26 protein-coding genes are annotated in these 26,419 nt (G+C 66.8%); 10 read left to right on the top strand and 16 right to left on the bottom strand.

Annotated features, from left to right (window positions below):
- Positions 1-190: 190 nt before the first annotated feature.
- Complete coding sequence (locus AC3A4T_RS14610; RefSeq protein WP_487676043.1) at positions 191-1,045, bottom strand: hypothetical protein; 855 nt, start codon at positions 1,043-1,045, stop codon at positions 191-193.
- 172 nt (positions 1,046-1,217) lie between these two features.
- Here AC3A4T_RS14610 and AC3A4T_RS14615 point away from each other — a divergent pair, with 172 nt between their 5' ends.
- On the top strand, positions 1,218-1,631 hold the full coding sequence (locus tag AC3A4T_RS14615; protein WP_487676044.1) for a hypothetical protein: 414 nt from the start codon (positions 1,218-1,220) through the stop codon (positions 1,629-1,631).
- A gap of 142 nt (positions 1,632-1,773) precedes the next feature.
- Here AC3A4T_RS14615 and AC3A4T_RS14620 read toward each other — a convergent pair whose 3' ends face one another.
- The 4 genes from AC3A4T_RS14620 to AC3A4T_RS14635 form a co-directional block, all read right to left on the bottom strand.
- On the bottom strand, positions 1,774-1,965 hold the full coding sequence (locus tag AC3A4T_RS14620; RefSeq protein WP_487676045.1) for a hypothetical protein: 192 nt from the start codon (positions 1,963-1,965) through the stop codon (positions 1,774-1,776).
- 134 nt (positions 1,966-2,099) lie between these two features.
- The gene (locus AC3A4T_RS14625) at positions 2,100-2,300 is read right to left on the bottom strand and encodes a hypothetical protein (protein ID WP_487676046.1); all 201 of its coding nucleotides are present in this window, start codon (positions 2,298-2,300) and stop codon (positions 2,100-2,102) included.
- A 230-nt stretch (positions 2,301-2,530) separates the two neighbouring features.
- Entirely contained in the window at positions 2,531-3,157 is a 627-nt protein-coding gene (locus AC3A4T_RS14630; protein ID WP_036109716.1) for a TetR/AcrR family transcriptional regulator, read from the bottom strand.
- A gap of 30 nt (positions 3,158-3,187) precedes the next feature.
- Positions 3,188-3,445: an acyl-CoA-binding protein gene (locus AC3A4T_RS14635; protein ID WP_036109721.1), complete on the bottom strand. Its 258-nt coding sequence runs from the start codon at positions 3,443-3,445 to the stop codon at positions 3,188-3,190.
- A 151-nt stretch (positions 3,446-3,596) separates the two neighbouring features.
- Between AC3A4T_RS14635 and AC3A4T_RS14640 the strand changes: the two genes are divergently transcribed.
- Positions 3,597-5,585 (top strand): SDR family oxidoreductase, encoded by a 1,989-nt coding sequence (locus AC3A4T_RS14640; RefSeq protein WP_487676047.1) that lies wholly within the window; start codon positions 3,597-3,599, stop codon positions 5,583-5,585.
- 578 nt (positions 5,586-6,163) lie between these two features.
- Here AC3A4T_RS14640 and AC3A4T_RS14645 read toward each other — a convergent pair.
- The 3 genes from AC3A4T_RS14645 to AC3A4T_RS14655 all read right to left on the bottom strand — a co-directional run bounded on the left by AC3A4T_RS14645 (position 6,164) and on the right by AC3A4T_RS14655 (position 9,968).
- A complete protein-coding gene (locus AC3A4T_RS14645) occupies positions 6,164-7,279 on the bottom strand; it encodes a restriction endonuclease (protein ID WP_487676048.1) in 1,116 nt (371 codons plus the stop codon).
- Between the two features lie 466 nt (positions 7,280-7,745).
- Positions 7,746-8,348 carry a phasin family protein gene (locus AC3A4T_RS14650; protein ID WP_487676049.1) on the bottom strand — a complete coding sequence of 201 codons (603 nt, stop codon included), beginning with the start codon at positions 8,346-8,348 and terminating at the stop codon, positions 7,746-7,748.
- A gap of 261 nt (positions 8,349-8,609) precedes the next feature.
- Positions 8,610-9,968, bottom strand: coding sequence for a patatin-like phospholipase family protein (locus AC3A4T_RS14655; protein ID WP_487676050.1), 1,359 nt, complete (start codon positions 9,966-9,968; stop codon positions 8,610-8,612).
- A 207-nt stretch (positions 9,969-10,175) separates the two neighbouring features.
- On the opposite strand from AC3A4T_RS14655, the gene AC3A4T_RS14660 reads away from it, so the two are divergent.
- Complete coding sequence (locus AC3A4T_RS14660) at positions 10,176-10,898, top strand: DUF8198 family protein (protein WP_487676051.1); 723 nt, start codon at positions 10,176-10,178, stop codon at positions 10,896-10,898.
- A gap of 261 nt (positions 10,899-11,159) precedes the next feature.
- Here the strand turns inward: AC3A4T_RS14660 and AC3A4T_RS14665 are convergent, their stop codons facing one another.
- Complete coding sequence (locus AC3A4T_RS14665; RefSeq protein WP_036109733.1) at positions 11,160-11,435, bottom strand: polyhydroxyalkanoic acid system family protein; 276 nt, start codon at positions 11,433-11,435, stop codon at positions 11,160-11,162.
- Positions 11,436-11,673: 238 nt separating this feature from the next.
- On the opposite strand from AC3A4T_RS14665, the gene AC3A4T_RS14670 reads away from it, so the two are divergent.
- Positions 11,674-12,477, top strand: coding sequence for an FHA domain-containing protein (locus AC3A4T_RS14670; protein ID WP_487676052.1), 804 nt, complete (start codon positions 11,674-11,676; stop codon positions 12,475-12,477).
- A gap of 367 nt (positions 12,478-12,844) precedes the next feature.
- Here AC3A4T_RS14670 and msrQ read toward each other — a convergent pair whose 3' ends face one another.
- A complete protein-coding gene (gene msrQ, locus AC3A4T_RS14675; RefSeq protein WP_487676269.1) occupies positions 12,845-13,480 on the bottom strand; it encodes a protein-methionine-sulfoxide reductase heme-binding subunit MsrQ in 636 nt (211 codons plus the stop codon).
- Between the two features lie 94 nt (positions 13,481-13,574).
- Complete coding sequence (gene msrP, locus AC3A4T_RS14680) at positions 13,575-14,546, bottom strand: protein-methionine-sulfoxide reductase catalytic subunit MsrP (protein WP_487676053.1); 972 nt, start codon at positions 14,544-14,546, stop codon at positions 13,575-13,577.
- A gap of 207 nt (positions 14,547-14,753) precedes the next feature.
- Between msrP and serC the strand changes: the two genes are divergently transcribed.
- From serC to aroA, 4 genes are read left to right on the top strand one after another with little or no spacing between them, the layout of a single operon-like run.
- On the top strand, positions 14,754-15,839 hold the full coding sequence (serC, locus tag AC3A4T_RS14685; RefSeq protein ID WP_487676054.1) for a 3-phosphoserine/phosphohydroxythreonine transaminase: 1,086 nt from the start codon (positions 14,754-14,756) through the stop codon (positions 15,837-15,839).
- Position 15,840: 1 nt separating this feature from the next.
- Complete coding sequence (gene pheA, locus AC3A4T_RS14690) at positions 15,841-17,055, top strand: prephenate dehydratase (protein ID WP_487676055.1); 1,215 nt, start codon at positions 15,841-15,843, stop codon at positions 17,053-17,055.
- On the top strand, positions 17,052-18,227 hold the full coding sequence (gene hisC, locus AC3A4T_RS14695; RefSeq protein ID WP_487676056.1) for a histidinol-phosphate transaminase: 1,176 nt from the start codon (positions 17,052-17,054) through the stop codon (positions 18,225-18,227). The genes pheA and hisC overlap by 4 nt, the downstream gene beginning before the upstream one ends.
- The gene (aroA, locus tag AC3A4T_RS14700) at positions 18,224-19,570 is read left to right on the top strand and encodes a 3-phosphoshikimate 1-carboxyvinyltransferase (protein ID WP_487676057.1); all 1,347 of its coding nucleotides are present in this window, start codon (positions 18,224-18,226) and stop codon (positions 19,568-19,570) included. Before hisC ends, aroA begins: the two co-directional genes overlap by 4 nt.
- Before the next feature lie 272 nt (positions 19,571-19,842).
- Here the strand turns inward: aroA and AC3A4T_RS14705 are convergent, their stop codons facing one another.
- The 3 genes from AC3A4T_RS14705 to AC3A4T_RS14715 all read right to left on the bottom strand — a co-directional run bounded on the left by AC3A4T_RS14705 (position 19,843) and on the right by AC3A4T_RS14715 (position 22,251).
- The gene (locus tag AC3A4T_RS14705) at positions 19,843-20,262 is read right to left on the bottom strand and encodes a hypothetical protein (RefSeq protein ID WP_487676058.1); all 420 of its coding nucleotides are present in this window, start codon (positions 20,260-20,262) and stop codon (positions 19,843-19,845) included.
- A 469-nt stretch (positions 20,263-20,731) separates the two neighbouring features.
- Positions 20,732-21,340 carry an energy transducer TonB gene (locus tag AC3A4T_RS14710; protein WP_487676059.1) on the bottom strand — a complete coding sequence of 203 codons (609 nt, stop codon included), beginning with the start codon at positions 21,338-21,340 and terminating at the stop codon, positions 20,732-20,734.
- Positions 21,341-21,576: 236 nt separating this feature from the next.
- The gene (locus AC3A4T_RS14715; RefSeq protein WP_487676060.1) at positions 21,577-22,251 is read right to left on the bottom strand and encodes an energy transducer TonB; all 675 of its coding nucleotides are present in this window, start codon (positions 22,249-22,251) and stop codon (positions 21,577-21,579) included.
- A gap of 171 nt (positions 22,252-22,422) precedes the next feature.
- Here AC3A4T_RS14715 and serS point away from each other — a divergent pair, with 171 nt between their 5' ends.
- Positions 22,423-23,715, top strand: coding sequence for a serine--tRNA ligase (serS, locus tag AC3A4T_RS14720; protein WP_487676061.1), 1,293 nt, complete (start codon positions 22,423-22,425; stop codon positions 23,713-23,715).
- Between the two features lie 73 nt (positions 23,716-23,788).
- On the opposite strand, the gene AC3A4T_RS14725 is transcribed toward serS, so the two are convergent.
- Together AC3A4T_RS14725 and AC3A4T_RS14730 are read right to left on the bottom strand one after the other, a co-directional pair.
- The gene (locus AC3A4T_RS14725; RefSeq protein ID WP_487676062.1) at positions 23,789-24,448 is read right to left on the bottom strand and encodes a hypothetical protein; all 660 of its coding nucleotides are present in this window, start codon (positions 24,446-24,448) and stop codon (positions 23,789-23,791) included.
- A 254-nt stretch (positions 24,449-24,702) separates the two neighbouring features.
- On the bottom strand, positions 24,703-25,281 hold the full coding sequence (locus AC3A4T_RS14730; protein WP_487676063.1) for an FMN-dependent NADH-azoreductase: 579 nt from the start codon (positions 25,279-25,281) through the stop codon (positions 24,703-24,705).
- A 109-nt stretch (positions 25,282-25,390) separates the two neighbouring features.
- Between AC3A4T_RS14730 and AC3A4T_RS14735 the strand changes: the two genes are divergently transcribed.
- Positions 25,391-26,416: a LysR family transcriptional regulator gene (locus tag AC3A4T_RS14735; protein WP_148650328.1), complete on the top strand. Its 1,026-nt coding sequence runs from the start codon at positions 25,391-25,393 to the stop codon at positions 26,414-26,416.
- The last annotated feature ends 3 nt before the right edge of the window (positions 26,417-26,419 follow it).

A 26,419-nucleotide genomic window follows, 5' to 3' on the forward strand; every position in this document is an offset into this window, starting at 1 on the left:
AACACGCGCATGCGCGTGATGCGCATCACGACGGCGATGACAGCGCTGTCGTCGGCGCGGTTCGGGCGAGGGCGTGGAGCTGATTCAGTCGCATCGCCGGCGAACCGCGTCGCGCGCGGTCCGCCGGTTTTGAGTGAGCACGTCGTATACGAACGCGTACTTATTCGCGCATGCGTTCAATGCAACGCGATTATTCCAGTTGTTCCTTCGCGTACGCCGCATCGAGCGCTTCCATCGCATCGAGCGGCTTGAGCTTGGCGGCTTTTTCGTACGCCGCCGCCGCGGCCGCTTCCTGCTTGTCGCCGTGCAACAGCATCAGCACGTTGCCGTGTTCGATGTGGGCGATCGGCGAATCGGGGGTCAGCTTGACCGCGTTCTTGATGTGCTTTTCGGCTTCCGCGGCTTTCGCGCCGTAGGTCAGTCCGCCGATCATGCCGCCGATCTTGTTGATGATCTCGGCGTGGTACAGCGCCATCGCGGTATGCGCTTCGGCGTGCTTGGGTTCGAGGTCCAGGGTGGTGTCGAGCGCGGCGCGCACCTTGCCGGCGATGCCGGCCTTGAGCGCCTTGGCGATGCTGATGCCCTGGCTGTAGCGGCCCAATGCGAACGCATGACGGTAGTGGCTGTTGGCTTCGTCCGGCAGCGCCGCGACCGCGGCTTCGGCGAGTTTGGCGGCTTGTTCGTAGCGCTTGAGTTGTTCGGCTTCGTCGTCGACCAGATAGGTCGCGTGAATGCCCAGCGCCTTGACCGCGACCGATGCGCCGGCCGGGCCGAGCGCCTGGCCGGCGTCGAACGCGGCCTTGAAATCGCCGCGGTGGAACGCGCGCCAGGCGTCCTGCAGCGCGGCGGCGAGCGCGTCGGCGTCCAGGCCCTTGGGCGCGGACTTGCCGGCGGCCTTGATCAAGGCGGCGGCGCGCTTGGCGTCGGGGTAGGGCTCGGCGTCGCCCGCGTGCAGCTTGGGCCAGGCTTTCTTGAGGGCGTCGCCGGCGTAGGCGTAGCCCTTGGCATCGTGGGGAAAGGCGGCCCAAGCGGTTTTGGCGGCCATCTGCGGTCCTTGTCGACAGGTCGGGAAGGCAGCATCCCGCCGTGGCCGCGCGATGGCAAGGGGCAGCGCGAAGCTGTTCGCTGGCTGAAGCGCTTAGTGTGATTGCTCGATGGGGCGCGGCCACAGTGGCCTGGTGAAACCGCCCAGTCCCGGGCGGTCAGCGGAGCAAACGATGGCAGCTGTGAAACGCAAGAAGCAGGCGGCGGCGAGCGAAACCACGCTGCGTCATTTTTGGCTGGCCGGTCTGGGCCTGGCCGTGATCGCGCGTCGCGAGGCGATCGCCTCGGCCGGTCGCGCCGCCGGCAGCGTGCAGTCGCTGCAGCAGCGCGTGCGCGATCTGGCCGTGGATGCGCGCAGCAATGTGCGCGGCGGGATCGAGACCGTGCGCGATCAGGTCGAGCCCAAGGTGGTGAAGTTCAGCGCCGACGTCGAAGCGCGCCTGGCGCCGGTGCTCGACAAGCTGGGTCTGAAGAAGGACGGCAAGGGCCGCGGCCAGCGCAAGTCGCGCAAGCCGGCGGCGAAGGCCAAGCCGCAGTCGCGCCGCACGGTGCGCAAGCCGGCCGCGCGTCGCGCGCGCAAGGCCTGATTGGTTCGGTCCTCGCGGCCGAGTTGCAGATCGAAACAAGGGGCGCCGATGGCGCCCCTTGTCGTTTACCTGCCTATGGCGATGAGGATCGCCGCCGGTCATTCGCGCCGATGGCGATCTCGACCCTGAGCGACCCGACCCGTCACGGGATCTCGCAGCCGTAGCCGTACAGGCACTCGTAGTACGCGAGCTCGCAATGGCTGCCGCCGCTGGCGCGGCACTCGTCGCGCAGGTTGATGCAATTATTGGGGCGACATTGCGCGTACACGACGCTGGAACAGGCCAGCAGGGCGAGCGCGATGAGCATGGCGGCACGGGTACGGGCGATTTTCATGCGGAACTCCTTTTCGTTGGATGTCGGGATGACGTTGCCGGCGATATCGACACCATGTCGCGGCCGGTTACCACGGTTCGCCCGCCACGATCGCCGCGGCGATCATCGCGCCGCCCATCGCAGCGGGCCATGGACTACTTGCTGAAGCCGCAGATGTCCTCGCAACGCTGCCGGCGTACCTCGCAGACCGGCACGTTGCCCAGCGTGCTGACGCAATAGTCGTAGGCCCGCTGGCATTGGTTGACGTCGCAGCCGGCCGCGTCGGCGATCGAGGCGTAGGACAGGCAGGCGGCGAGAACGGCGAACAACGGCAGTTTGTCGGCGATGGCGCGCATGGGTCGCTTCCTTGTGGCGGATGGCCCGCCGCGGCGCGGCGGGTGCGTCCAGGCTAGCGCGAGCGGGGGCTGTCGAAACGGCCGCGGGTCGGGGCGGTGATGGCCGTTCGTGATCCAGGTCGCGCAACCGCGCGAAGCCCGCGGGGTAGGGCGATGGCTTTCGATGGGACCGAAGTGGGCGTTGCGCGCACAGCCGGCGCGCGCGTCACGCGCGCGCCATGCCTCGGGCTTCAATCCAGATAAGCCCGGATCAGCGTATTGAGATGCATCCGTTCGGCGTCGCGCAGGAACGGCGCCAGCAGCATCATCACCTGGACGATGCCGTCGCGGATCGCGGCGTGCTCGTCCTTGTCGCCGCGCGCGGCGGCGTAGTTGAGCCAGAAGGTCGCGATCACCAGGACGTTGGTCGCGGTCGCGGCCAGTTCGTCGCCCGACGCGCGCATGACCCCGGCCTGCGACAACCCGCGCATGACCATGTGCGCCTGTTCATCGGCGCGCTTGAGGATGCGCGCGAAGCGCAGGCGCAGGCGGCGGTTGCGGCTGAGGATCTCGACCAGATCGCGGTACAGGAAGCGGTAGTCCCAGATGCACTCGAACACCAGGTGCAGCTGCAGCCAGATGTCCTCGAGCCCCGGCAGGCGGCCCTGCGGCGCGGCGAGCGCGATGTCCATGCGCTCTTCGTAGCGCGCGAACAGCTGCTCGATGATGTCGTCCTTGTTGCGGAAGTGGTAGTACAGATTGCCCGGGCTGATCTCCAGCTCGTCGGCGATATGGTTGGTGGTTACATTGGGCTCGCCTTGCGCGTTGAACATGGTCAACGCGGCATCGAGGATGCGCTGGCGGGTCTGTTTCGCCATTGAGCGGGCCGGGTCCGGAGCTGGCGCGGCTTAGCCGCGCAGCTTCTTGACCATGTCGACGTACTTCTTCTTCGCCTCGTCCTGGCCGGTGCCCTTGAGCTTTTCCCAGGCCTCGTACTTGGCGGTGCCGACGAAATCGAAGAACCCCGGCTTGGGGCCGCTGACGTCGCCGTCGGCGCCCTGCTTGTACAGCGCATACAGGCGCAGCAGGGTGTCGTTGTCCGGACGCTCGGGCAGGGCCTGGACGTCTTTCGCGGCTTGTTCGAATGCGGATTGAATATCGGACACGGGCTTCTCCTGGCGCCGGGCTGAGGCGGCATCACAGCATGCGCCCTGACGACCGGTCAATACGGAAAGGAATTGTTACTCGGCGTGGGCTCTGGCACCGTAGAGGCTCGCCGCCGCACGTGGCGGCCGATCGGCCATCCAGGAGAGGGGTATGAGCTATTTCGTCACCGGCGCGACAGGTTTCATCGGTCGCTTCCTTGTCAGTAATCTCCTGAAACGCAAGGGCACGATCCACGTGCTGGTGCGCAAGGATTCGCAAAAGAAGTTCGACGCCACGGCCAAGAAGATGGGCTGGGATCTCAAGCGCGTGATTCCGGTCGCGGGCGACATGACCCAGCCCAAGTGCGGGCTGACCGCCGCGCAGCTCCGCGCGCTGAGCGGAAAAATCAAGCATTTCTTCCATCTCGCCGCGATCTACGACCTCACCGCCAGCGCCGCCGCGCAGCGCGAGGTCAATATCGACGGCACCCAGCACGCGCTGGACCTGGCCGCCGCGCTCAACGCCGGGTGCTTCCATCACACCAGCTCGATCGCCGCCGCCGGCCTGTACTCGGGTGTGTTCCGCGAGGACATGTTCGACGAGGCCGAGGGCCTGGACGATCCCTACCTGCGCACCAAGCACGACTCCGAGGGCCTGGTCCGCAACGAGAAGCGGATCAAGTGGCGGATCTACCGTCCGGGCATGGTGGTCGGCCACTCGCAGACCGGCGAGATGGACAAGATCGACGGCCCGTACTACTTCTTCACCTTCCTCAAGAAGCTGCGCGAGATGCTGCCGCCGTGGATGCCGATGCTCGGCCTGGAAGGCGGCCGCATCAACATCATCCCGGTCGACTACGTGGTCGACGCGATGGATCACATCGCGCACAAGCCCAAGCTCGACGGCCACTGCTTCCATCTGACCGATCCGGAACCGCAGCGCGTCGGCGAGGTGCTCAACACCTTCGCCCGCGCCGGCCACACGCCGGAGATGACCATGCGCATCGATGCGCGCATGTTCGCCTTCGTGCCGGCCGGCATCCGCGGCGCGGTGACCAACCTGCCGCCGGTCAAGCGTTTCATCGGCATGCTGTTGCGCGACTTCAAGATCCCCAAGGAGGTCATGAAGTTCATCACCTATCCCACGCGCTTCGACAACCGCGAAACCGAACGCGCGCTGCGCGGCAGCGGGATCAAGGTGCCGAACCTGGACAGCTACGCCTGGCGTTTGTGGGATTACTGGGAACGCCATCTGGATCCGGACCTGTTCATCGACCGCACCCTCAAGGGCAAGGTCCGCAACAAGGTCGTGGTGATCACCGGCGGCTCCTCGGGCATCGGCCTGGCGACCGCGGAGAAGGTCGCCGCGGCCGGCGCGGTCACCATCATCGTCGCGCGTGGCGAGGACGAGTTGTTCAAGGCGCGCGACGCGATGAAGGCGCAGGGCGGCAAGGTCTTCGCCTACACCGCCGACCTGGCCGACATGGCCGACTGCGACCGTCTGGTCAAGCAGATCCTGGCCGAACACGGCCACGTCGACATCCTGGTCAACAACGCCGGCCGCTCGATCCGCCGTTCGATCGAGCTGAGCTACGACCGCTTCCACGATTTCGAACGCACCATGCAGCTGAATTATTTCGGCAGCCTGCGTCTGATCATGGGCTTCATGCCGAAGATGACCGAGCGCCGCAAGGGCCACATCATCAACATCAGCTCGATCGGCGTGCTGGCCAATTCGCCGCGGTTCTCGGCGTACGTGGCGTCGAAGGCGGCGCTGGACGCGTTCAGCCGCTGCGCCCAGGGCGAGCTGTCGGGCAAGGGCATCAGCTTCACCACGATCAACATGCCGTTGGTGAAGACCCCGATGATCGCGCCGACCAAGATGTACGACAGCATCCCGACCCTGAGCCCGGACGAAGCCGCCGACCTGGTGGTCAAGGGCATCATCGAAAAGCCCAGCCGCATCGCCACCCGCCTGGGCATCTTCGCCTCGGTGGTGAACGCGTTGGCGCCGAAGGCCTACGAGGTGGTGATGAGCACCGCGTTCGAACTGTTCCCCGACTCGGCCGCCGCCAAGGGCGATCGCAAGGGGCTCAAGGACGAGCACGCGAGCAACGAGCAGATCGCGTTCGCGGCGTTGATGCGCGGTGTGCATTGGTGAGTTCGCCGGGCTGGTGAGCGCGGTGGTGTGAGGCTGCGTTCGGCTTCCGTTGTTGGAAGCCGAACGTTGGATGACCCGAGATTGCCGGATGTCCTGAGGATTCGGCCGCGAAGTTCACGCGGCCGAAGCCACTTGGCTTTGAACTGCCAAAGCCGCGCAGCGACCCGGTTCATACGAATCCCCAAGACATTCCCCCCTTTGAAAAAGGGGGGCTAGGGGGGATTTGCTTTTGCCTTTGCTTTCGCTCGACTTCCAGCCAAGAGCAAATCCCCCCAAGCCCCCCTTTTTCAAAGGGGGAAGACTTCGAGGGAGCGTAGTAATTGGTTTGCGAATGCAACCGCGTTCGTGCGGATGAGTCGGTGCATGCGTGCCGTCTTGGCGCGCACACGATCGCCGCAGCTTAAGCCGCGCATCTCATCGAAGTTTGCATCGCAAGCGGGTTTCGCGGTCGCGGCTCGCGCCGCTCCTACATCAAGCGTTACGGGCGCTCCGAGCGTCCGACGAATATCGCGGTAGACGGTTGCAGCGATTATGGATCGCCAGGCGAATGCCGCATCAATGCACGCAGTTGGTCGAACCTAGTACGCCCGGCACTGGAAGAACCGCACCCGCGTCGCGCTGCCCGGCGGCGGCTGCAGTTGCACGCGCGAGGAGCGCAATTCCGGATAGCCGTCGAGCACCTGGCAGATGCGGTCGACGTCCTGCTTGCTGGCATCGGTCAAGCGGTAGATCAGCAGATTCGACGGCGTCGACCACAGCGCGCGTTCGACGCCGTCCAAGGTCGCGATGGCGCGGATGACCTGGGCGCGATCGGCGGAAGGATTACCCGATGCGGCGTTCGCCGGCGTCGCTGTGTTTGGCGTTGTCGGAGTCGTGGCAGGAACGGTTTCGTCGACGCGGGCCGGCGTGGCGGGTTCGCCCGATGCAGGTGAGCTGGTGGCAGGTGCGGCAGTCGGTGTGGCCGTATCGGGCGCAGATGCAGCGGGCACGGCTGCAGCAGGCGCGGGGGCCACGGCGGCCGGGTTTGCCGGCGCCGTCGTGGTGGCCGGAGCCGTCGCGGTGTGGGGCGCGGCCGGCGCCGGTCCAGCGGGAGCGCGCGAGCTCAGCAGCGGCACCACGAATCCGACGATCAGGCCCAGCGCGATCGCCCCCGCCCAGGCCGCGACGATGGTCTGGATGCTGCGCTTCTGCGCGGCGGCGATGACTTCGTGCCGGGTCGAGGCCGGCAGCAGCGGTTCGACCAGCTCCCACAGCGTCTCGCCGCTGTACAGGTCCAGGCCGTCGGCGACGCGTTCGGAGTGGCCGTCGAAACGGCCGGTGGTGACCAGCAGGCCGCCGGCGGCGCCGTTGAAGCGCACCGCGTCGGCCAGTTCGGCCACGGTCGCGGCGGAGACCTTGTAATCCGCGTCGCCGAGCTTGCAGGCCAGCAGCCAGGGCTTGCCGGCGCGCAGCAGGCGCAGCTCGGCCTGGGTCCCGCGGGCGAGCGATTCCTCCACCGATTCGGCCTCGAAACCGCGTTCGCGCAAGGCCTCGACGATCAGGCGCGCGAATTCGCGCCAGCGCATCTTGGACAGACCGGCGATGCCGGTGCTGACCTCAGTGCGATGACGGCGATACGACCAAAGGTAGGCGGTGGACGCCAAGCCGATCGTCAGTGCGACGGCGGCGGCGGACCACAGGGAGAAACTCGACATGCAGCACGAAGCCCATAAAAGACGCTGAGGATATACGGCTTCAGACACATGAAATTCAAGAAAATTGAGACGTATTTCGCGAATTCGATGTGCCCGTCATCAGCCGTTGTTGATTCAACGTCCCAGATGCGGGTCTGTGAAGCTGCGTTCGCAAGCGCCGGGAAGTCACGGTCGGAACGCTGGAAGTCAGCCTGCAACGGCGTTGCGAAGCGGTCGCGTGTCCGTGCGCGGCGGTTGGAATAAGAAAGCCCGCCAGTCCGAAACCGTAAGGGGAGGGGAGCATACGGAAGCGCGGACTGGCGGGCTTAAACGGCGCGTCGCCGATGCGCGGCGACGCGGTGAAACCGGTTCGCGGCCGATGGATGGCTGCGAGGAACTGCGAGCGGGCGGTACGGCTACTGCCGAGTTGCTGCAACGGTTGAGCGTCGCTGCTGCTTAGCGTGTACCAATACCCGTTGTGAATCGCTTACGGTGCGACCGGCGGCTTCGGACGCGCGATCGACTTGCGCGCGGTCTTGGCCGGCTTGGCCGCCGACTTGGCTGCAGCCTTGCGCGGCGCGGCGGCCTTCTTGGCCGGCGCCTTCGCCGCCTTGGTGGCCTTGCGCGCAGCCGGGGCGCCGCCCTGACGACGCAGCTCGGCGGTCAGCGCATCGACGCGGTCGCTCAGGCCGGCCAGATCGTCGCGGCCCGGCACGCCGAGCTTGACCAGCGCGCGCTGCACGCGTTCTTCGAACACCTTTTCCAGACGGTCCCAGGTGTCGGTGGCGCGCTCGCGCGCTTGGCCGACCTTGGACTCGACCGCATCGCGCAGCACGCTGGCCTGGCCGCCGGTGAACTTGCGCGCGGTCTGCTCTAGGTTCAGACCTTCCTTGACCAGACCTTCGAACAGCTTGGTGCCCTCGGCCTGGGCGCGACCGAACGCGCCGACGCCGGCCAGCCAGATCTGCTGCGCGGACTCGCTCAGCGTCTTGGACAGGCGCTCGGCCTGTTCCTGCGCGCTGCCCTTGCCGGCGGTGTTGCTGGTCTTGCCGGAAGTCTTCTTCGCGGTCTTCTTGAACTTGGCGGCCATGGACATCCTGTAGTTGGGGTTAGTGCTGTGCCCCCACCATGGCGTTGCTGTCTAGAGTATTCACACCACAGGGCGATCGATGAGTTCAGAGGAGTGAGAAACGAGTAAAGCGGTCGTCTCGACTCGTTTCTCACTCCTGTGAACTCGTTCCTGCTCCGAGTGCCTGCGCGGGCGGCGGGGCGAGGAACGAGTGGAGAGAAGTGAGAAGTGAGTGGGGAAGACCCTCTACTCGTTTCTCACTCTTCTGAACTCGTGCCTGCTCTAGGCCCTGCGCGGGGCGCCGGCATTGCCGGCTACCAGCAGATCCACATCGTCCAACGCCCTCCGCAGCCGCGCCGTGGTCTCGGTATCGCGCTGCGGCGGTTCGATCCCGTCGAGGATCGAACGCTCGGTGTCGGCCAGCACGTCCGCGCGCAGGCGCAGGCCGTGCGCGGCCAGCATCGGCGCCAGCGTGTCCGCGCGCAGACGCAGGTCGGCCAGGGTGTTGCGGTAGGCGATTTCGCAGATGCGCTTGCGCGCCGAGAAGCTGAAGGCGTTGGTGAAGAACAGCTCGCGGTCCTCGGCGTTGGGTTCGAACACCAACTGGTCGACGTCCGGGTACTGCTGGGCATAACGCGCCAGCCCGACCTGCATGCGCGATTGCAGCAGGGTGCGGAAGGTCTGCGACAGCACCGCCGGCAGGCCGCCCGCGGCGAGGCTGTTGTCCTCGCCGACCGGCATGCCCTGCGGATGATTGAACGGCACCAGCGGATTGATCCCGATCAGCAGGTCGATGCCGCGCTCGAGCACCACCGAGGCGTGCATGGTCCGGCGCAGCGCGCCGTCGACGAAATGGCGGCCGCGGATCCGCACCGGCGGGTACAGCCCGGGCAGCGCGGCGCTGGCCTGGACCGCCTGCGAGATCGGCACGTCCTTCCAGTTGTCGCCGCCGAAGCGCACCGCGTCGCCGCTGTCGATGTCGACCGCGACCACGTACAAGTCGGCGTCGAGTTCGCGGAAGTCGTTGCTGCGGCCGCGGCGGGTGAACACTTCGCGCAGGAACAGCTCGACCTGGGCGTTGTCGAACAGGCCGTTGGGGATCAGCCCGCCGAAGCGGGTGATCAGGTCCGACCAGCGCGCTTCCAGCGGCGAGAACAGCAGCTCGCGCCACCATTCGGTCGCCAGGCGCGGAAAGCTCGCCGCGCGCTTGATGTATTCGAGGAAGGCCGGACGCATGAAGGTCTCGGGACGGAACTCGACGTCGGCGCTGTCGCCGGTGACGAAGATCCGGCACATCTCGGCGGTGTCCATGCGATTGGCCAGGCCGGCGGCGAGAAACGCGCCGCTGCTGACGCCGACGTAGCAATCCAGCCGGGTCAGGTCGAGGCCTTCGATGGCTTCGTCGAGAGCGCGCAAGGCGCCGAGTTCGTACATGCCGCCGATCGGGCCGCCGCCGGCGATGGCCAGGCCGATGCGCGGCTTGGCGTTGGGCGGTGCCGCCTTCGAAGTGCCAGCTTTGGCGGCGCGGGGTTTGGTCGCGCCGGCCTTGTATTTGCCGGTTTCGGACGCTGCCGGGTGGGTGGAGCCGTTGGCCGTGCGTTTGCGGTTCGCCCGATGCTGGGCGGCATGAAGTGACAGCATGTGATCGGCAGCACGTCCTGGACGGAATCGGCCGAGTGTAGCCCAGCTGGGGCAAGCGTCCAGCGGGCTAGGACCAAGGTCGCAGGCGCGGGACGGTGAGGGGATACGGTGCGATCAGGCACCTTTGATGCGTCTTCAGGTGCTGGCGTCGCACGCCAGAAGGGCAGCGCTTGCGGTACGGCGCGGACGTCGCGATCATCCGGGACGATGTCCAGAACGACCGACCTCAGCCAACGACTGGGCTGCCTGCTGGCCCGCCACCAGGCCCTGCACGACCCGCGCCGCGAGCCGCGCAACCAGTTGCGCTGGCTGCCGGAACTGCGCAGTTGGCAGGCGCGGCGGCTGGAGGCCAGCTTCGATCGCTTCCTGCACGACCCGCGCCGGCGCCCGGCGGCGCAGTTTTTCCTAAGCGACGTCTATAACGACCGCGATTTCAGCCGCCGCGACGCCGACATCGCCAAGGTCCTGCCGATGATGCAGCGGCTGCTGCCGGGCGCGCTGCTGAACACCGTCGCCGACGCGATCGAGCTGGGCCTGCTGACCCATGCCTTCGACCTGCGCATCAGCCAGTGCCTGCACGAGATCGCGCCGCGCCGGCGCAAGCTCGATGGCCAGTTGTACGCGCAGGCCTATCGCGCCTGCGGCCTGCCGCGGCTGCGCGACCATCAGATCGACCTGATCGCCCGGGTCGGCCTGGGCCTGGGCAAGGCGCTGCGGATGCCGGGGATCATGACCTTGCTGAAACTCTCGCGCGGCCCGGCCAAGGCCGCGGGACTGTCGGAACTGCAGGGCTTCCTGGAGCGCGGCTTCGCCGCGTTCTCGCAACTGGGCGACGTGCGCGAATTCATCGCCGAGATCGAACAGGACGAGCGCGAAGTGGCGCGGCGCTTGTTCGAGGAGGATGGCGATCCGTTTCCGCATTTGGAGTGATGCGGGTGGGGCGGGGAGTGGCCGGTGGGCCTTTGCGGGGACACGTCTGGCGCTCATGCCTTTCCTACCGCCGGGCCCAGCCGTCAGCCCGTTACGTTCTTTCAGTCCGTCATTCCCGCGTTCGCGGGAATGACGTTCTGGAGAGTACGTCGGCAATTTGCATGCCTAGGCTTCGATTCCCGATTCCCGATTCCCGATTCCCCAATCCCCAATCCCCAATCCCCAATCCCCAATCCCCAATTCCGATTCCGATTCCCGGCCTTACTTGAACCGCTCCTCCAACACCCGCCGGATCTCCGACTCGATCGGCCCCTTCAGCGCGCCGAGCAGGAAGCCCAACTGGGCCGACACGTGCAGCTGATTGGGCTGCAGCGCGATCTTGCCGTCGACGCCGCTGCGACTGAAATTCAGGGTATCGCCGACCCAGCCGTATTCGACGTCGAAACGCTCGGCGAGCTTCTTGGCGACTTCTTCGACGGCCTTGCGGGCCTTGGCCGGGGCGAGCGTGTGCGGATGTTGGATATCGATACTGGACATGGTCGGGCTCGTCGAAGTCTGGGTTTCCCTGGAACCGACTATTGTGCGGGCAGGGACGGGCGCATCCAAGCCCAGGGGGCTTGGCAGAAACGAGTGCAGAGGAGTGAGAAGTGAGTCGAAGTCCCTGCCTTACTCACTCCTCACTCCTCTGCACTCGTTTCTGCTCTCCGCCACTGTTCATGTAAGCCCTCCGCACCCCGGATGTGCCTATCCCCACAACCTGCTAGATTCCTGCCGGGTGAGCGCACTCAAACTTCGATACCCCAACCGCGAACATGCCGACCTGCCGCTGAAACCCGGCGTGCATGCGATCGGCCGCGATCTCGCCGGCCGCACCGTGCTGGTCGAGGACGCCGGCGCGGCGATCGCGCAATTCAGCGTCGACCGCCGCGGCGTGTGGCTGCAGGTCCGCGAGGGCCTGCGCGGGCTGCACGTCAACGGCCGGCCGGTGAAGCGCATGGCGATGCTGCGGCCGGGCGACGCGATTTTCCTGGATGGGGTCGAGCTGCTGCTGGTGTCGGACAAGCCCGATGCGGCGCCGCCGTTCGGGGTCGAGATTCCGGCCGATTCGCGCATGGTCGTGCGCGGCGTCGGCGGCATCCATCATGGCCGCTGCTACACCTTGGAGCAGCCGCGGGTGATCGGCCGCGCCGGCGACTGCGATATCCGCATCAACGAGCCGGCCTTCGCCGACCGCCACGCCCGTCTGGAGGCGCATGCCGACGGCGTGGTGCTGCGCGACGTGGGCTCGGTCGACGGCAGCGTGGTCAACGGCCAGCCGGTGCGGCACGCCTTGCTCAAGCCGGGCGATCAGTTGCTGCTCGACGGACAGCATCGGTTCGTGATCGAAGCGCCGACCCGCCAGTTCAGCGCGGCCGAGGCCCTGCAGGCGCAACTGGCCCAGGAAGCGGCCGCGAACGAAGACCGCCCGCCGCCGCCGTCGGCCTTGCCGGCGTCGGTGCGGCGCATGCCGTGGCTGCTGCTGGCGGCCGTGGTGATGGCGGGGTTGCTGGGTTTGCTGCTGCTCTACGGCGTGCGTTGAGCGTTGGTGGCTTCTTGTAGGAGCGGCGTAAGCCGCGACCGCGGGACCACGCCTGCGTCGTAACGGCGGTATCTGGCTTGCCTTACAACCGCGCTTTCATGCTTGCGTCGTAACCGAGGTGGCGCGGTCGCGGCTCGCGCCGCTCCTACAGGGGCTTCGGCGACCGCGTTGCGGCTTCGCGTGTCGGCCATTCGCTTGTACAGCCGCCAGGCCAGCAGAGCCGCCATGATCGCCCCCTGTAGGAGCGGCGTAAGCCGCGACCGCGACACCTCGCCTGCGTCGTAACTGCGGTACCTGGCTTGCCTTACGACCGCGCCTTCATGCCTGCGTCGTAACCGCGATGGCGCTGTCGCGGCTCGCGCCGCTCCTACAGGGGCTTCGGCTGGCGAGCAGCGGCGGATTGGGCCCGGCTTCGTGCGTCGGCCACTCGCTTGTACAGCCGCCATCCCAACAGCACCGCCAAGATCGCCGCATACAGCAGCGGCTCGCGGATGTCGGATTTCACCAGCCACCAGAAGTGCAGCACCGCCAGCACCGCGATCGCGTAGATCAGCCGATGCAGCTTGCCCCACAGCCGGCCGAGCCGACGCATCATGCCCTGGGTCGAGGTCACCGCCAGCGGGATCAGCAGCAGCCAAGCCAGGAAGCCGACGGTGATGTACGGCCGCTTGGCGATCTCCTCGAAGATCTGGGTCCAATAACCCTTCAGATCGAGCAGCAGATACGCGGCCAGATGCGCGCTGGCATAGAAGAACGCGTACAGCCCGAGCATGCGGCGGAACCGCAGCAGCACGGCCTGGCCGCTCAACTGGCGCAGCGGGGTGATCGCCAGGGTGATCAGCAGCAGGCGCAGCGCCCACAGCCCCAGGCGATGCTCGATCGCGGCGATCGGGTCGGCGCCCAGACCGCCGCTGCCGGTGAGGAATTCCTCGCGGATCTGCCAGGCCAGGATCGCCGCCGGCGTCAGCGCGAGCGCATGCACCAGGACCTTGGCGGCGATCACGCCCTTGGGCGTCTTGCGCTTGGGGATCGGCCGCGCCGCGCGCGCGGCGGCCGTGGCGGTTGCGCCGCCGGGAGTGCTGGTCGAATCGCTCATCTCAGAACCAGGTCTTGAGGTTCATGCCGGTATACAGCCCGGCGACCTGATCGGCGTAGCCGTTGTACAGCCGGGTCGCGATGCGGTCGGCGAACAGCTTGCTGCCGGTGCCGGCGATACGGCGCTCGGTCTTCTGGCTCCAGCGCGGGTGGTCGACGTTGGGGTTCACGTTGGAGAAGAAGCCGTATTCGCTGGGCTGCAGCTGGTTCCAGCTGGTTACCGGCATCGACTCGACGAAGGTGATCGCGATGATCGACTTGATGCTCTTGAAGCCGTATTTCCACGGCACCACCAGCCGCAGCGGCGCGCCGTTCTGCTGCGGCAGCGATTTGCCGTACAGGCCGGTGGCGAGCAGGGTCAGCGGGTGCATGGCCTCGTCGATGCGCAGGCCCTCGCGGTAGGGCCAGTTGATCGAGTCGTAGGCGATGCCGGGCATCTGCTTGCGGTCGGCGAGGGTGGTGAAGGCGACGTACTTGGCCTTGGAGGTCGGTTCGAAACGCTTGAGCACGTCGGCCAGCGGCACGCCGAGCCACGGGATCACCATCGACCAGCCCTCCACGCAGCGCAGCCGGTAGATGCGTTCCTGCGGGGTCAGGCCCTTGATCAGGTCCTCCAGCGAGAGTTTGCCGGGCTTGGCGCAGGCGCCGCCGACCGCGACCGTCCACGGACTGGTGCGCAGGGTCTTGGCCGCGGCCGAGGGGTCGCCCTTGTTGGTGCCGAACTCGTAGAAGTTGTTGTAACTGGTGACGTCCTCGAAGCGGGTGAGCACTTCGTCGGTGCGGAACCCGGCCTTGGCCTGCTCGGGGCTGACCGGCTTGCCGGCCGGCGGCGGCGGGGCCTCGGCCTCGGCGCAGCCGGACAGGCCGAGCGCCGGGGCCAGGGCCAGCGCGGTAAGCAGGCGCCGGCGGTCGCGGTAGACCGCCTCGTCGGTGATTTCGGAAGCGGGAAGGTTGAGCACTTGGCGCAGCGACATGGGACGGCTCCGGGGCGGGGGACGAGCGGGTTCGCGGACGGATTGGGCACAGCGGGACTTCTGGAGCGGGCAATGCCTTCAGCAATACGAGACCGCATGCCCATATAGAGGCAGCTGCCGGGGTAAAAGTTGCGCGAGTAACGACAGATACACACGGTGTTGCACTGCGGCATACTTGGGGTCCACCCCACACCCCGGAGCCTCCCGATGTCCCGCGCCTTCAACTTTAGTGCCGGTCCCGCGACCCTGCCCGAATCGGTCTTGCTGCAGGCGCAGTCGGAACTGTTGGAGTGGAACAACGCCGGGGCCTCGATCGTCGAACTCAGCCACCGCGGCCCGGAGTTCATCCAGGTCGCCGCCGAGGCCGAGCGCGACCTGCGCACGCTGATGTCGATCCCGGACGATTACGCGGTGCTGTTCCTGCAGGGCGGCGCGACCGCGCAGCAGGCGCTGATCGCGCTGAACTTCGCCGACCCGGGCCAGACCGTCGACTACATCGTCAGCGGCCACTGGGGCAAGACCGCATTGAAGCAGGTCAAGCCTTACGTCAACGCGAACGTGGCCGCCAACGGCGAGCCCGGCGGCTTCCGCGACATTCCCGCGCGCGACACCTGGAATCTGTCCAAGGACGCGGCTTATGTCCACTACACCGCCAACGAAACCATCCACGGCGTCGAGTTCCGCGATATTCCCGATGTCGGCGATGTTCCGCTGGTCGCCGACTTCAGCTCCTCGATCGTGTCCGAGCCGCTGGACGTGTCCAAGTTCGGCGTGATCTATGCCGGCGCGCAGAAGAACCTCGGCCCGGTCGGCGTCAGCGTGGTCATCGTCAAGCGCGAATTGCTCGAACGCGCCGGCCAGCCGCGCGCGGAAATCTTCGACTACCGCGCCCACGTCAAGGGCGAATCGATGCTCAACACGCCGCCGACCTACAACTGGTATCTGGCCGGACTGGTGTTCAAGTGGATGCTGGCCGAGGGCGGCGTCGAGGAATTCGCCAAGCGCAACGCGCGCAAGTCGGCGCTGCTGTACGGCGTGATCGACAACTCCGGCGGCTTCTATCGCAATGAAGTCGTGGTGGCCGCGCGTTCGCGCATGAACGTGCCGTTCTTCCTCAAGGACGAAGCGCTCGACAAGCCCTTCCTCAAGGAAGCCGAAGCGGCCGGGCTGATCTCGCTCAAGGGCCATCGCGCACTCGGCGGCATGCGCGCTTCGATCTACAACGCGATGCCGGAAGCCGGCGTGCAGGCGTTGGCGTCCTTCATGCAAGACTTCCAACAACGGCACGGTTGAGATGGCCAGCAAAGATACGAAGAAGCCGGCCAAGCCCGGCAAGCAGAAACCCGCCGCCGCTTCCAAGAGCGCGACCGACAAGAAAGCCGCCGGCAAATCCAAGGCCGCGAAGGTCGAGGACGCCGCGCCTGTCGTGGCGGGCCCTGACCTGGCCACCTTGCGCGAACGCATCGACGGCATCGATCTGCATATCCAGCAGTTGATCGGTGAACGCGCGCAGTTCGCCAATCAAGTCGGCAAGGCCAAGGGCAAGCTCGCCGCGGCGGTGGATTACTACCGTCCCGAACGCGAAGCCCAGGTGCTGCGCCGCGTGGTCGACCGCAACGACGGCCCGCTGCACGACGAAGTGCTGGTGCGGCTGTTCCGCGAAATCATGTCGGCCTGCCTGGCCCAGCAGGAGCCGCTGAAGATCGGCTTCCTCGGCCCGGAAGGCACGCATTCGCAGCAGGCGGTGTTCAAACACTTCGGCCATTCGATCCACGGCCTGCCGCTGGCGAGCATCGAGGAAGTGTTTCAGGAAGTCGAAGCCGGCAACGCTGATTTCGGCGTGGTGCCGGTCGAGAATTCGACCCAGGGTACGATCCAGTCCACGCTCGACATGTTCCTGACCTCCAAGCTCAAGATCAGCGGTGAAGTCGAACTGCGCGTGCATCAGCACCTGCTGTCGCGCAGCGGCCGGATCGAGGACATCGAGCGGGTCTATTCGCATCCGCAGTCGTTCGCCCAGTGCAAGGCGTGGCTGCGCGAATACCTGCCGAAGGCCGAGAAGATCGCGGTGTCGAGCAACGCCGAAGCGGCGCGGCGCGCGCGCAATGCCGACGATGCGGCGGCGATTGCCGGGGCGAGCGCGGGCAATGTGTATGGGCTGCGCACTGTCGCGGGTCCAATCGAGGATCGTCCGGACAATACGACGCGATTCTTGGTGATCGGCCGCGAACTGTTCACGCCCTCGGGCAACGACCGCACCTCGCTGTTGATCTTCATCAAGGACGAGCCGGGCGCGCTGTACAACGTGCTGTCGCCGTTTGCCAAGCGCGGCCTGAGCATGAACCGGATCGAGTCGCGTCCGGGTCATACCGGCCGCTGGCAGTACGCGTTCTTCGTCGATATCGGCGGCCATGTGCAGGAACCGGCGATGCGCGAAGCGCTCGATGAACTGCAGGACCTCGCCCATGAAGTGAAGGTGCTCGGCTCCTACCCGGTGGCGATCGCATGAGCCAGGCGGCCGCGCAATCGCAGCAACTGGAGTCGGCGTCGACTCCAGCTTTCGACGAAGCCTGGTTCGCCGCGCGCGCGCAGCCCGGCGTGCAACGCCTGAAAGCCTACGACCCGGGTCACGATCTGGTCGCGTTGCGGCGCCGTTTCGGCGAGGCGAATCTCGCCGAGCTGGGTTCCAACGAAAACCCGTACGGCCCGTCGCCGGCCGCGCGCCAGGCGATCCTCGAATCGCTGCATGCGCTGCACCGTTATCCCGATCCGCTCGGCGCCGACCTCAAGCGCGCGCTGGCGGCGCGGCACGGCGTGGACGTTGCGCAACTGCAGCTCGGCAACGGTTCGCACGAACTGCTGATGCAACTGGCGCAGGTGTTCGCCGGTCCCGGCGACGAGGTGGTGTTCTCGCGCTACGGCTTCGCCGTGTTCGCCCTGGCGACGCAATGCGCCGGCGCGACCATGCGCATCGTCGAGGCGCTGCCGCGCGATGCGACGATGCCCTGCGGCCACGACCTCGATGCGATCGCCGCGGCGATCGGCCCGCAGACGCGATTGGTGTATCTGGCCAATCCGAACAACCCCACCGGCACTTGGTTCGGCCGCGAAGCGATGATCGCGTTCCTTGAGCGCGTGCCGCCGCAGGTGATCGTGGTGATGGACGAAGCCTATGCGGAAATGGCCGACGCGCCCGATTACGCGAGCGCGGTGTCCTTGCTCGATCGTTATCGCAATCTCGCCGTCACCCGCACGTTCAGCAAGGCTTACGGGCTGGCCGGCTTGCGGGTCGGTTATCTGATCGCGCAGCCGGGCCTGATCGCGGTGATGGATCGCGCGCGCGAAAGTTTCAACGTCAACGGCCCGGCGCTGGCCGCGTGCGAGGCCGCGCTCGGCGACGTCGCGCATCTCGACTGGGCCTGCGCGCGCAACGCCGAGCAGCGGTCGGCCCTGGCCGATGCGCTGACCCTGCGCGGGCTGCGGGTGTTTCCGTCGCAGACCAATTTCGTGCTGGTCGAGTTCGGCGCGCGCACGCCGCAGATCGAAGCGGCGCTGGTCGAACTCGGGGTGATCCTGCGACCGATGGGCGGCTACGGTCTGCCCGATTGCCTGCGCATCAGCGTCGGTTCGCCGGATGAGATTCGTCGACTGTTGAGCGCATTGGATCGGGTGTTGGCATGAGTGCTTCGGCGGATCCACAGCACACCCAATCGCAAGAGCAACAAGCCTGGGCCGCCGGCACTGGCACGCCGCTGCGCGGCTCGCTGCGCGTGCCCGGCGACAAGTCGGTCTCGCATCGCGCGGTCATGCTCGGCGCCTTGGCCGAGGGCGTCACCCGCGTCACCGGTTTTCTCGAAGGCGAGGACACCCGCGCCACCGCGCGCGTGTTCGAACGCCTGGGCGTGCGCATCGAAACGCCGAGCGCGAGCGAACGCATCGTCCACGGCGTTGGCCTGCACGGTCTGCGCGGCATCGCCGAACCGCTGGATTGCGGCAACGCCGGCACCGGCATGCGTCTGCTCGCCGGCGCGCTGGCGGGGCAGGGCTTCGACAGCGTGTTGATCGGCGATGCGTCTTTGTCCAAGCGGCCGATGCGCCGCGTCACCGAGCCGCTCGCGGCGATGGGCGCGCATATCGATACCGACGAAGGCGGCTTGCCGCCGTTACGCATCCGCGGCGGTCGCGCGTTGACCGGAATCGAGTACACCTTGCCGGTCGCCAGTGCGCAGGTGAAGTCGGCGCTGCTGCTGGCCGGCCTGTATGCGCAGGGCGACACCGTCGTCTTTGAGCCGCATCCGACCCGCGACTACACCGAGCGCATGCTCGCCGCGTTCGCCTGGCCGATCGAATTCTCGCCGGGGTACGCCAGGCTCAGCGGCGGTCACGTGCTGCGCGCGGCCGATGTCGCGGTGCCGGCGGATTTCTCCTCGGCCGCGTTCTTCCTGGTCGCGGCGAGCGTGGTGCCGGGTTCGGAGCTGCTGCTCGAAGCGGTCGGCATGAACCCGCGCCGCACCGGGTTGTTGTCGGCGCTGCGGCTGATGGGCGCGGATATCGTCGAGGAAAATCCGCGCGCCGAGGGCGGCGAACCGGTCGCCGATCTGCGCGTGCGTTACGCGCCCTTGCAAGGCGTCGAAGTGCCTGAGGCCCTGGTGCCGGACATGATCGACGAATTCCCGGCGTTGTTCGTCGCCGCCGCGGTGGCGCGGGGACGCACCGTCATTCGCGGCGCGGCCGAGCTGCGGGTCAAGGAGTCCGATCGCATCGCGAGCATGGCCACGGGCCTGCGCGCGCTCGGCGCGACGATCGAGGAAACCCCCGACGGCGCGATCATCGACGGCGGCGCCCTGCATGGCGGCGAGATCGACAGCCATGGCGACCATCGCATCGCGATGAGCTTCGCGATCGCCGCGCAACTGGCGAGCGGCGAGGTCCGTATCGGCGACGTGGCGAATGTCGCGACTTCGTTCCCGGGCTTCGAGGCCTTGGCGGCGAAAGCAGGGATGCGGGTCGACGCGGCGCGGTAAGCCGTGCTGCCGGATGCAGCGATACGACGGCGGCCTTGAGCCGCCGTCTTAGTTTTGCGCTCCGTGAGTTTTCGAGCCTTCAAGCCGCCTGGAAGCCGCGATGGCTTCGTGATGTGGCTTGAGTTTCGACGCGTTTGTTGCGGATCACGGCGCAGCCGAAGCATTGTGTCCATGACAAGGCAGGGATTTCGCGAGCCGGACGCAATGCATCGACCCTCAAACTGCGTACAAGAGCTCGCGTTTTCGCCGTCGTCAATCTGCGCGGCCGCGGCTCAGCCCATGTCCGAAACGGTCAGCGTGTACGCCAACGCCCGATTGCCGTAGCGAAACTCCTCGATCAGCGCGAACACGTTCTCGACCTGGCCATAGTGATCTTCATGCCCCGGCTCCTTGCGCCAGTCGAGTTTGAAACGCAGGCTTCGATGCTTCGCCGCCAGTGCCTCAAGGTCCGGCGGCCCGACCAGTTCCAGGTACTCCGCTTCGCTGATGTGCCTGGACCAGTCCAGCAGCGCATGAGGCGGGGACACCTGCGGCAAGCGGTAGCGATCGATGAGTCCCAAGGCGCCACCGGGCAAGGTGAATCCGCAGAACGACAAGTCGAGCGACATCGTGCGCGGATAGTCGGGCGATCTGTGCTTGCGAATCGCGATGGGATCGGCGAACTCGATGACGAGGTAGGCGCTGATCGACAAAGGCGTGCTTCCGTGCGTGTGTTCGAAAAACGATTGCACGCTATGGAACTTGAGACAAGTCATCGTGGTTGTCGCCGAGCCGTCGCCGTGGTCGCGCGACGGCCGTCGTGTCGCAACCGCACGACAGCGATTAACCGATCCGTTCGGCCGCAGCCGTCGTGCTCATGGTTTCGAATTGTTCCGAACCGGCGGCGTGTTGCCGATGGTTTGCCAATGCCACGGTGCCACGAAGCTGCGATATCTCATGGAAGGAGTCTCAACCAGATGCCACTCGCCGCGGGTTGTCGAAGACGACGCGCCTGGTGGTCCCAACGAATAACGGCGACCCTCGCAGGCCGCCGTTATTCATTCAGATGCTTGGCATCGAGTCGCTACCGACCCCGAGCCGGGTGGAGCGTTTCGCCACGCCGTGGGCGTCGATGTTCGTTTCGCCCTCATCGCCGCTTATCCCGGCTTGCTGTCACGATGCTTATTGAAGCGGACGAAACTCCACCGGCTGCTCCACCACCGAGGCCACTTCGCGGCCGTTGCGCGTGGCCGGCTTGAAGCGCCAATCGCGCACCGCGGTCATAGCGGCGCGGTCGAGATCGCGCGAACCGCTGCGGCGGCTCACCGCGATATCGTCGGGCACGCCGTCGGCGCCGACGTTCACCCGCAGCACCACCGTGCCGCCCTCGCCGCGACGCAGCGCCGCGGCCGGATAACGCGGTTCCGGGCTGCGATTGGCGATCGGGCGGGCCTGGGTCGCGCGCGGCTTGGCCGCGACCGGCTTGGCGCTCGGCGCGGGCTTGGCGGCGCTGGGCTTGTTCGAAGTATTCGCGGCATTGGCGATCGCGCCCGCATCGTTCGCGCCGCGATCGAGCGGCGGCAGCGCCACGATCGGCGGCAACGGCGCGGGCGGCGCGACCGGCGCGCGCTTGCCGTACAGATACCAGCCCAGGAAGGTCGCGCCGAGCAGGATCATCAACAGCCACAGGCCGGTGCGGCTGGGCGCGGCCTGGATCGCGGCGGCTTCAGGGGCCGGTGGAGTGTCGCGATCGGGCGCGTGGGGATCGATGGAATGTGATGCGGTACTCATGTCGGCCTCCTTCTGACCGTCCCCGGGGGATGGGATCGGAGGCCGAGCTTCTTAGCGGCATCGTTAGCGGGTGGTGAACAAGGACCGCATGCGGTTCAGTCGCGCGACAGGCTCGGGCGCAGTTACACGCGTTACGCGACGCATCGATTCACTGTCGAAAAAAATCGTAGCGGCCGGCATCGAGACAAGGACGGACTGCTTCTCCGATTCCCAATTCCCGATTCCCGTCCCCAGCCTCACTGATTCGGATTGAACGTAATCGGCACGATCACCGCGCCCGCCACCGGCTGGCCGCCGCGCATCGCCGGCTTGAAGCGCCACGAACGCACAGCGCTCAGCGCCGCGCGATCGAGCGCGCGCGAACCGCTGCCTTCGACCACGTCCACGCCGTCGACGTCGCCTTGCTCGCTGACCTCGACGCGAACGCGCACCGTGCCGCCTTCGCCGCGGCGCAGCGAGGCCGCCGGATACTGCGGCGGCCGATTGCCCGGCAGTGGCGACGCGGCGGTCTGCGCGCCCGCGGCTGCGGGCGGCGCGGTCGGCGACTGCGGAGCGCTCGGCATGCTCTGCGGCGGCGCCGGCGGGTTCGGGTTTTCGACCAGTTGCGGGGTTTCCTGCGGCTCGCCGCCGGCCGCGGCGGGCGAGGGCTGCGGCGACGGAGCCGGCGCCACGCCCTCGCCATCGGCCGATGCCGGCGCGGGCAGCGGCGCATAGAACGGTTGCGCGCTGGTCGGCGGGGTGTCGCCGCTGCGATAGAAGCCATCGCCGCGATTGCGGTTGCTCGACCAGACCCAGGCGAACAGGGCCAGGCCGATGGCGAATGCGCCCACGACCCACAGCCACGCCTTGCCCGACGGCAGCCAGGCGGCGAAATTGAAGGAACGGCGAGGTGCGGGTGACGGTGTCGACATGGGGCCGGCTGCTCGTGGATCGAATTCGTGATGCTCCGCATTCTGCATCGAAATGCCGCGCCGCGCCGAGCGCGCTTGATGCGGGTCCGCGCCGCGGCACCATGAAGTTCGCTAAAAACCCCGCCAGCCGCGATAATCTGCGGTTCTCCCGCCACGTCCTCCGGCACCGCCATGCTCGATCCGACCCTGCTGCGCCAACAGCCCGCCGAACTCGCCGCCCGCCTGCACGCCACCCGCGGCTATCTGCTCGATCCGGCGGCGCTGGCCTCGCTGGAAAGCGAGCGCAAGATGGTCCAGGTGCGGACCCAGGAACTGCAGGCCTCGCGCAACAAGCTGTCGGGCGAGATCGGCAAGCGCAAGAGCAAGGGCGAGGACGTGTCCGATCTGATGGCGCAGGTGTCGAGCTTCGGCGACGAGCAGAAGCGCGGCGAAACGCGTCTGGACGAAATCAAGGCCGAAATCGAGGCGATCGCGCTGGGCATCCCGAACCTGCCGAACGACTCGGTGCCGCTCGGCCCGGACGAAACCGGCAATGTCGAACAGCACCGCTGGGGCAGCCCGCGCGAGTTCGATTTCGAGGTCAAGGACCACGTCGAACTCGGCGCGCGCAACGGCTGGCTCGACGGCGAGACGGCGGCCAAGCTGTCGGGCGCGCGTTTCACCGTGCTGCGCGGCGGCCTGGCGCGGCTGCATCGCGCGCTGGCCCAGTTCATGCTCGACCTGCACACCGAGCAGCACGAGTACCAGGAAACCAACGTGCCGCTGCTGGTCAACGCCGATGCGATGCGCGGCACCGGCCAGTTGCCGAAGTTCGAGGACGATCTGTTCGCGACCCACGTCGGCGAAGGCGAGTCGGCGAGCAAGCGTTATCTGATCCCGACCTCGGAAGTGCCGCTGACCAATATCGTCCGCGACGAAATCCTCGAGGAGTCCGCGCTGCCGCTGCGCATGACCGCGCACTCGATGTGTTTCCGCGCCGAGGCCGGCAGCGCCGGCCGCGACACCCGTGGCATGATCCGCCAGCATCAGTTCGAGAAGGTCGAACTGGTGACCATCGCGCGGCCCGATCAGAGCTACGAAGAGCACGAGCGCATGACCCGCTGCGCCGAGGTCGTGCTCGAAAGCCTCGGCCTGCCGTACCGGCGCATGCTGTTGTGCACCGGCGACATGGGTTTCTCCGCGACCAAGACCTACGACCTGGAAGTGTGGCTGCCGAGCCAGGGCAGCTACCGCGAGATTTCCTCGTGCTCCAACTGCGAAGCCTTCCAGGCCCGGCGCATGCAGGCGCGCTGGCGCAACCCGGCGACCGGCAAGCCCGAGCCCGTGCACACCCTTAACGGCTCCGGCGTCGCCATCGGCCGCGCGATGATCGCGGTGATGGAGAACTATCAGAACGCCGATGGCTCGATCACGGTGCCTGAGGTGTTGCGGCGGTATATGGGTGGCGTCGAAACGTTGGCTTGATGGCTGTAGGTGCGGAAGATCCTGTCCGGATCACCAACGCCGACCCTTCGGCACAAACGGTGGCCGGCGATTTTCACTCGCCCGGAAATACCTCCGCGATTCCGGTCCGTCGGTTCACTATGACCAGGAACCTGCAGCCGGGCGGAGGTATAGGTCTGCAAAGGAAGCCGAACATCCATTCGCCGCCATCTTCAGATAGCTCGTCACCAAACGTATCGAGCGAGTAGCGCTCGAGATCGTAGCCGTGGGCCGTGGCGGCCTTGCGCGCGATCGGCAATGCCTGCTCGCGAGTCATCAAGCCTTCTGCCGGGCTGCTTCCTTCCTGTGCCGCGCCCGGGGTTTGTGCGATTGACGACGCTTCTCGGCATTGGTCCATCGCCGTGGGGCGATCTTTCGGCTGAAACCGCAGATTGTCGCCGAAGCAGACGTGATCGCATCCGCCGCCCACGCTGTGTCCGTGCGGACTCGCCAGGCAGGTGAGGACGCAATCCGCGGCCGGCGTGCATTGGGTTGTCAGTCTGCCGACCAGGCATTCTTCGTAAGCAGACAGCTCGCGCCGGGGAAGCGTCGTGCAGCCGTGGAAATGCGCGATGGCCCCCGTATCGGGAGGCGGGGGTGGCTGCGCCTCGTGAGACACCGCAGGCCCGGTTCCGGACGGCAGGTTTCCCGTGCCGCAGCCGCAAGCAGCCAGAATCAATCCGATGAGCGGTAGCGTTCCCACGATTCGGTGCATGTTCGATCCGGCCCCGCGCGATCGGATCGACACGTTATCAGCCTCGCGGACATTCGCTCCAGGCTGACAGACGTCCAAGCGCACCCGCGGCAACCCGGGCGGAACACAGCAAGCCCGGATCGGCCCGGACAGGATCGATGCTCACAAAAAAGCCGGGCCCGTCAGGACCCGGCCAATGCCGGCATGGGGGAGGGAACGCCGGCCTTGCACTTACACGGTGGGACACGGTACTCGCGGGACAAACGCGGAGAGCCTCACGCCGCGCGTCGTTGCGGCAGCGGAATGGAAGCGTGCGCCGCAGCGAGCGCGTCGGCACGATGCTGTGGCGAGTAAGCCACACCTTCGGCACGCACGAACTCGACATCGGTCACGCCAATGAAGCCCAGGACGTGACGAAGGTAGGTCTCCTGGAAATCGCTGGGCTGGCCGCTGTGCAGGCCGCCGCGGCCGCTGACGATGATCGCGCGCTTGCCCTTGGCCAGACCTTCGGGGCCATCGGCGGTGTAGCGGAAGGTCTTGCCCGCGACCGCGACCCGGTCGATCCACGCCTTGAGCGTCGAAGGGATGCCGAAGTTGTACATCGGCACGCCCAAAACAATCACATCGGCGTCGAGGAATTGTTGCACGATGCGCTCGGAAGCCTCGGTTTCGGCCGGATCCGCCCCAGCCAGGGAACGACCGGTAAGATGCGGGATCGGGTCGGCGTCGAGGTCGCGGTACTCGATGCTCAGACCGGGCAGGGCGTCCAGCCAACGCGTCGCCACCGCGGCGGACAGCTCGCGAGTCACGGAATTTGCGCCCAGGGCGCTTGAATCGATGTGCAGGAGCTTCATGTCTATGACCTCGATGGGTCGTCTGATGCGGGCATCGCCGCGTTGGAGCAAAGTCTGCGTCGTTGCGTCAGTGGGATAAAGCTGCTTCAATATCACTAATTGTTCTATTATTGGAACTTTCGTCATGCACGATCTGAATGACCTGTACTACTTCGCCATGGTCGTCGACCACGCCGGGTTCGCCGCCGCGGAACGCGCGTTGGGCATTCCCAAGTCGCGCCTGAGTCGCCGGATCAGCCAGTTGGAAACCGACCTGGGCGTGCGCCTGCTGCAGCGCTCGACCCGTCGTTTCGCCGTCACCGAAGTCGGCAACAGCGTCTACCGCCACGCCCAGTCGATGTTGGCCGAGGCCCAGGCCGCGCGCGAAGTGGTCGACCGCCTCAGCGCCGAGCCGCGCGGGGTGATCCGGGTCAGCGTGCCGGTCGGCCTGGCCCAGCAGCAGATTCCCAAGCTGCTGCCCGAATTCCTGGCCAAATACCCGCAGGTGCGCGTGCAGTTGCACGTCAGCAACCGCCGGGTCGACATCATCAACGAAGGCATCGACGTTGCCTTGCGCGTGCGCTCCAAGCTTGACGACGACGGCAGCCTGGTGATGCGCAGCTTCGGCCAGATCCAGGAACTGCTGGTCGCCAGCCCGAAGTACCTGACCCGCATGGGCCGCCCGACTAATCCCGACGAACTGTCCGATCACGTCACCCTGAGCATCAGCGAAGACGACGCTCGCCAGCGCTGGGAACTGCACGGCCCGGACGGCGAAGTGCGCAAGGTCGAACTCAAGCCGCGGGTGATGGGTTTCGATTTCCCGATGCTGATGGCGCTGGCCGAGCAGGGCGTGGGCATCACCCTGCTGCCCGAGACCGTCTGCGCCGAAGCCGTGCGCCGCGGCGAACTGGAAGTGGTGCTGCCGAACTGGCGCCTGCCGCAGGGCATCTTCCACGCCGTATTCGCCTCGCGCCGCGGCCTGTTGCCGGCAGTGCGGGTGTTCATCGACTTCCTGGCCGAGAAGGCCCCGTCCCTGGTCGAGTCCGCGCGCCTGCAATGCAGCGACATCAAGGGCGTGCCGTGCCCCGACAGCATCGCCGGCCGCGACGGCAAGAAGCACGACAAGCCGGTGAAGATTTCCGCTCCGGCGTGAGAG

The organism is Lysobacter sp. Soil_N_51 (assembly GCF_057655755.1).

Coding starts and splice junctions, on each gene's coding strand:
- AC3A4T_RS14665 (WP_036109733.1), bottom strand. CDS start 11,435: ATGTCCAGTATCGATATCCAACATCCGCACACGCTCGCCCCGGCCAAG.
- serC (WP_487676054.1), top strand. CDS start 14,754: ATGTCCCGCGCCTTCAACTTTAGTGCCGGTCCCGCGACCCTGCCCGAA.
- AC3A4T_RS14615 (WP_487676044.1), top strand. CDS start 1,218: ATGGCAGCTGTGAAACGCAAGAAGCAGGCGGCGGCGAGCGAAACCACG.
- AC3A4T_RS14650 (WP_487676049.1), bottom strand. CDS start 8,348: ATGGCCGCCAAGTTCAAGAAGACCGCGAAGAAGACTTCCGGCAAGACC.
- hisC (WP_487676056.1), top strand. CDS start 17,052: ATGAGCCAGGCGGCCGCGCAATCGCAGCAACTGGAGTCGGCGTCGACT.
- AC3A4T_RS14655 (WP_487676050.1), bottom strand. CDS start 9,968: ATGCTGTCACTTCATGCCGCCCAGCATCGGGCGAACCGCAAACGCACG.
- AC3A4T_RS14625 (WP_487676046.1), bottom strand. CDS start 2,300: ATGCGCGCCATCGCCGACAAACTGCCGTTGTTCGCCGTTCTCGCCGCC.
- AC3A4T_RS14730 (WP_487676063.1), bottom strand. CDS start 25,281: ATGAAGCTCCTGCACATCGATTCAAGCGCCCTGGGCGCAAATTCCGTG.
- AC3A4T_RS14630 (WP_036109716.1), bottom strand. CDS start 3,157: ATGGCGAAACAGACCCGCCAGCGCATCCTCGATGCCGCGTTGACCATG.
- serS (WP_487676061.1), top strand. CDS start 22,423: ATGCTCGATCCGACCCTGCTGCGCCAACAGCCCGCCGAACTCGCCGCC.
- AC3A4T_RS14725 (WP_487676062.1), bottom strand. CDS start 24,448: ATGCACCGAATCGTGGGAACGCTACCGCTCATCGGATTGATTCTGGCT.
- pheA (WP_487676055.1), top strand. CDS start 15,841: ATGGCCAGCAAAGATACGAAGAAGCCGGCCAAGCCCGGCAAGCAGAAA.
- AC3A4T_RS14715 (WP_487676060.1), bottom strand. CDS start 22,251: ATGTCGACACCGTCACCCGCACCTCGCCGTTCCTTCAATTTCGCCGCC.
- msrP (WP_487676053.1), bottom strand. CDS start 14,546: ATGTCGCTGCGCCAAGTGCTCAACCTTCCCGCTTCCGAAATCACCGAC.
- AC3A4T_RS14620 (WP_487676045.1), bottom strand. CDS start 1,965: ATGAAAATCGCCCGTACCCGTGCCGCCATGCTCATCGCGCTCGCCCTG.
- AC3A4T_RS14645 (WP_487676048.1), bottom strand. CDS start 7,279: ATGTCGAGTTTCTCCCTGTGGTCCGCCGCCGCCGTCGCACTGACGATC.
- AC3A4T_RS14660 (WP_487676051.1), top strand. CDS start 10,176: ATGTCCAGAACGACCGACCTCAGCCAACGACTGGGCTGCCTGCTGGCC.
- aroA (WP_487676057.1), top strand. CDS start 18,224: ATGAGTGCTTCGGCGGATCCACAGCACACCCAATCGCAAGAGCAACAA.
- AC3A4T_RS14640 (WP_487676047.1), top strand. CDS start 3,597: ATGAGCTATTTCGTCACCGGCGCGACAGGTTTCATCGGTCGCTTCCTT.
- AC3A4T_RS14610 (WP_487676043.1), bottom strand. CDS start 1,045: ATGGCCGCCAAAACCGCTTGGGCCGCCTTTCCCCACGATGCCAAGGGC.
- AC3A4T_RS14710 (WP_487676059.1), bottom strand. CDS start 21,340: ATGAGTACCGCATCACATTCCATCGATCCCCACGCGCCCGATCGCGAC.